The organism is Dietzia cercidiphylli (genome assembly GCF_014145145.1).
Taxonomy (GTDB): Bacteria; Actinomycetota; Actinomycetes; order Mycobacteriales; family Mycobacteriaceae; genus Dietzia; species Dietzia natronolimnaea.
In genome coordinates this window covers 1-4,100 of record NZ_JAALEA010000146.1, presented here as the reverse complement: position 1 = coordinate 4,100, position 4,100 = coordinate 1, and the positions used below count along the sequence as shown (strand labels likewise).

Genomic DNA, 4,100 nt, shown 5'->3' with positions numbered 1-4,100 from the left:
CCGCCGCCCGCGACATCCGCGGGCGGCGGCCTCGTCCGTGATCGGGGACGGCCCGGGCTCACCTCACGGTGATCGGCCCTCGGAGCTCAGCCTTCGGCGGCGAGCTGGCCGCAGGCGGCGGCGATCTCCTGCCCACGGGTGTCCCGGACGGTGCAGGAGACACCGGACTGCTGGACCGCGGCGACGAACGCGTCCTGCTGGGGCTTCGGGCTGGCGTCCCACTCGCTGCCCGGAGTCGGGTTGAGAGGGATCAGGTTGACGTGGGCCATGGGCCCGAGGCGCTGTACGAGCAGCCGACCGAGCATCTCCCCGCGCCACGTCTGGTCGTTCACATCGCGGATCAACGCGTACTCGATCGACACCCGCCGGCCCGTGGCGTCGGCGTAGTGCCGCGCGGCGTCCATGACCTCGGAGACGGGCCACCGGTTGTTGACCGGCACGAGGGTGTCGCGCAGTTCGTCGTCAGGGGTGTGCAGCGAGACCGCCAGGGTCACCTGGAGTCCCTCCTCCGCGAGGCGATGGATCGCGGGGACGACTCCGACCGTCGAGACCGTGACCGAACGCTGGGACAATCCGAACCCGGACGGCGGCGGCGAGACGATCCCCCGGACAGCCGTGAGGACCCGCTTGTAGTTGGCCAGCGGCTCACCCATCCCCATGAACACCACGTTGGACAGTCGTCCCGGGCCGCCGGGGACCTCGCCGTCCCGCATCGCCCGGGCGGCCTCGCGCACCTGCTCGAGGATCTCGGCGGCCGAGAGGTTGCGGTCGAGCCCGGCCTGGCCGGTGGCGCAGAACGGGCACGCCATGCCGCACCCGGCCTGGCTGGAGATGCACAGCGTCGCCCGGTCCGGGTAGCGCATGAGCACGCTCTCCACCAGCGAGCCGTCGTGCAGCTTCCACAACGTCTTGCGCGTGGTGCCCCCGTCGGCGGAGATGTGCCGGACCGAGGAGGCCAGGCGCGGGAACAACTCGGAACCGATCTGTTCACGCAGACCGACCGGGAGGTCCGTCATCTCCGCGGGGTCGGCCTCGAGTCGTCCGAAGTACTGGTTGGCGAGCTGCTTCCCCCGGAAGGCGGGGACCCCCAGTTCGCTCATCGCCGCAGCCCGGCCCTCTGCGTCGAGGTCGGCGAAGTGACGAGGCGGAAGACCCCGGCGGGGGGCGTCGAAGACGAGGGGTAGTGGTTCAACCATGATGGCTGCCATTGTGTCAGAAACCGGACCGCACGACACACCGCCAGCGGATGCCGTCGGCGCCGGTGAGGGAATAGAGTCCTCCCATGGCCACGCGTTCGCACGAACCAGTTGATCCCCAGCACACCGACCACACCGCCGGAGCAGCGGAGATCGCGCCGGTCGAGGACACCCACGCCTCGGCTCCTGCGACGGTCCCCGCCGGGGACTCACGCGGTGGACGCGGGAGCCACGACGACGACGTCATGGACACCCACGGCGGCAAGCTGGGGTCGGCCTGGGTGGGACTGGTCCTCGGCGCCCTGGTGACGATCCTGTTGCTGATCTTCATCGCGCAGAACACCACGTCCACGGGCGTGCGGTATCTGGGGCTGGAGTTCAGCCTCCCCCTGGGGGTCCTGATCCTGTTCGCCGCCATCGCCGGCGCGCTGATCATGGCGCTGTTCGCCGGATTCCGGATCCTGCAGCTGCGGATGCGCGCCCGGAAGGCGCGCAAGGTGTCGGCCCGCCACCACTGAGGGGTGTCGTCCCCACGGCCGACCGCCGGTGAGCGCGCCCCCGCACGCTCAGGTCGGGACGACGTAGGTGAAGATGATCCACACCACGACGGCGGTGGGCAGGACCGAGTCGAGGCGGTCCATGAACCCGCCGTGACCCGGCAGCATGGTGCCCATGTCCTTGATGCCGAGGTCACGCTTGACCTGTGACTCGATGAGGTCGCCCAGGGTCGCCGTGAAGACAGTGAGGACGCCGAGCAGGACGCCCTTGAGGAAGTTGTCGTCGAACAGCAGCACCACCACGAGCGCCCCGCCGATGATGGCGAACACCATCGATCCGGCGAAACCCTCCCACGACTTCTTGGGGCTCACCGCGGGCGCCATCGGATGTCTGCCGAACAGCACGCCGGTGACGTATCCCCCGACGTCCGAACACACCACCAACAGGATCAGGGCGACGACTCGCTGCGCCCCGTGGTCGCCGTCCGCGAGCATGGCGCCGAGAGCGCCCGGGACCGCGATCCACACGAGGACGAACACGGCGACCGAGACGTCCCGGAAATAGTTCTGTGGGGCCGTGGTCAGTCCCGCCATCAGGAGGCGCCAGACCAGGACCAGGACGGTGGTGGCGGCGAACGCGGCGAAGGCGCCCTTTGCCTCGGCGAAGAACCCGGCCCAGACCATCGCCTGTCCACCGAGGAGCAGGGGCACCAGTGGGAGGCGGAACTGCGCCTGCCGGAGCCGCTTGAACACCTCCCAGGTCCCGATGGCCACGGCACCGGCCGCGACCAGGTACCAGGCCCTGGGGTTGAACGCGATGCTCGCGATCACCAGCGCCCCGAGCCCGATTCCCACGGGGATGGCGCGGGTCAGGTCCCTGCCCGCCCGCGACGGCGGAGCCGCGGCCGCGGCGGTGGGCCCGGGTGGGCCGGGCGGGGCGGTGTCCACGGCATTCTCCTCGAGTCTCGGGGGTGGGTCGGAAGGTGATGGAAGATCAGACCTCCATCAGCTCGCCTTCCTTGGCCTTGACGAGCTCGTCCACGTCTGCCACGAAGCGATGGGTGAGCTTGTCGAGTTCCTTCTCGGCGGCGTTGACCTCGTCCTCGCCCGCCTCACCGTCCTTGACGATGCGCTTGAGCTCGTCCATCGCCTTACGCCGGACGCCACGGAGCGCGATACGCCCGTCCTCGGCCTTCGACTTGGCCTGCTTGACCAGATCGCGCCGGCGCTCCTCGGTGAGCTGTGGGACCGTCACGCGCAGAACCTGGCCGTCGTTGGTCGGGTTGACGCCGAGATCCGAGTTCCGGATGGCGTTCTCGATCGGACCGATCTGGGACATCTCGTACGGCTTGATGATGAGCATCCGGGGCTCGGGCACCGCGATACTCGCCATCTGGGTGATGGGGGTCAGGGTCCCGTAGTACTCGCAGAGCACCCGGTTGAACATGCCGGGGTTGGCGCGACCGGTACGGATGGCGGCGAGCTCGTCACGGACGTGCTCCACGGCCTTCTCCATCTTCTCCTCGGCCTCGAGCAGGGTGTCGTCGATCATGTGTTGTCTTCCGTTCTCTACGTGGATGAGGGGCGCGGATCCCGCGCCTCAGGCCGGGCTGCTGACCAGGGTCCCGATCTCCTCACCGGCGACGGCGCGCGCGATGTTGCCCTCGGTGAGGAGGTTGAAGACCAGGATGGGCATCTTGTTGTCCATGCAGAGGCTGAACGCGGTCGTGTCGGCGACCTTCAGTCCCCGTTCCAGGCACTCGCGGTGCTCGATCCGTGCGAAGAGTTCGGCGTCGGGGTTGGTCCGCGGGTCGTCCGAGTAGATCCCGTCGACGGCCTTGGCCATCAACAGCACCTCGGCCTTGATCTCGAGCGCCCGTTGGGCGGCTGTCGTGTCGGTGGAGAAGTAGGGCATTCCCATGCCCGCGCCGAAGATCACCACACGCCCCTTCTCCAGATGCCTCTCGGCACGAAGGGGGATGTACGGTTCCGCGACCTGACCCATGTGGATGGCGGTCTGCACCCGCGTGGACACGCCCTCCTGCTCGAGGAAGTCCTGCAGCGCCAGACAGTTCATGACGGTGCCGAGCATCCCCATGTAGTCGCTCCGTGCGCGGTCGAGGCCACGCTGCTGCAACTGGGCGCCGCGGAAGAAGTTCCCGCCGCCGATGACGATCGCGATCTGCGCGCCCGTGCGGGACACCTCGGCGATCTGCCTGGCGACCGACTGGACCACATCGGGGTCGATCCCCACGCCGCCCCCGCCGAACATCTCTCCGCCCAGCTTGAGCATCACACGCTTGTAGCCGTCCCGCGGGTCGGTCATCGCTCTCCTCGTCCCGGACGGATCACGCCCGTCTCGTGCGTCAACGCCCCCGACGTCGTCGTCGAGAAGCCGTACGGCCCT

Annotated in this window: 5 protein-coding genes; 1 reads left to right on the top strand and 4 read right to left on the bottom strand. The window is 68.9% G+C overall.

The genetic code is table 11. The annotated features are described in order from the left end of the window. Positions 1 to 86 precede the first annotated feature (86 nt). Complete coding sequence (gene rlmN, locus G6028_RS05985) at positions 87 to 1,196, bottom strand: dual-specificity RNA methyltransferase RlmN (protein WP_179525453.1); 1,110 nt, start codon at positions 1,194 to 1,196, stop codon at positions 87 to 89. 86 nt (positions 1,197 to 1,282) lie between these two features. Between rlmN and G6028_RS05980 the strand changes: the two genes are divergently transcribed. Further along, positions 1,283 to 1,714: a LapA family protein gene (locus G6028_RS05980; RefSeq protein ID WP_179525454.1), complete on the top strand. Its 432-nt coding sequence runs from the start codon at positions 1,283 to 1,285 to the stop codon at positions 1,712 to 1,714. 48 nt (positions 1,715 to 1,762) lie between these two features. Here G6028_RS05980 and G6028_RS05975 read toward each other — a convergent pair whose 3' ends face one another. From G6028_RS05975 to pyrH, 3 genes are read right to left on the bottom strand one after another with little or no spacing between them, the layout of a single operon-like run. Then, positions 1,763 to 2,641, bottom strand: coding sequence for a phosphatidate cytidylyltransferase (locus tag G6028_RS05975; RefSeq protein ID WP_182658326.1), 879 nt, complete (start codon positions 2,639 to 2,641; stop codon positions 1,763 to 1,765). A 46-nt stretch (positions 2,642 to 2,687) separates the two neighbouring features. Then, complete coding sequence (gene frr / locus G6028_RS05970; RefSeq protein WP_182658325.1) at positions 2,688 to 3,245, bottom strand: ribosome recycling factor; 558 nt, start codon at positions 3,243 to 3,245, stop codon at positions 2,688 to 2,690. Between the two features lie 48 nt (positions 3,246 to 3,293). Next, entirely contained in the window at positions 3,294 to 4,019 is a 726-nt protein-coding gene (gene pyrH / locus G6028_RS05965) for a UMP kinase (RefSeq protein WP_107747435.1), read from the bottom strand. Between the last annotated feature and the right edge of the window lie 81 nt (positions 4,020 to 4,100).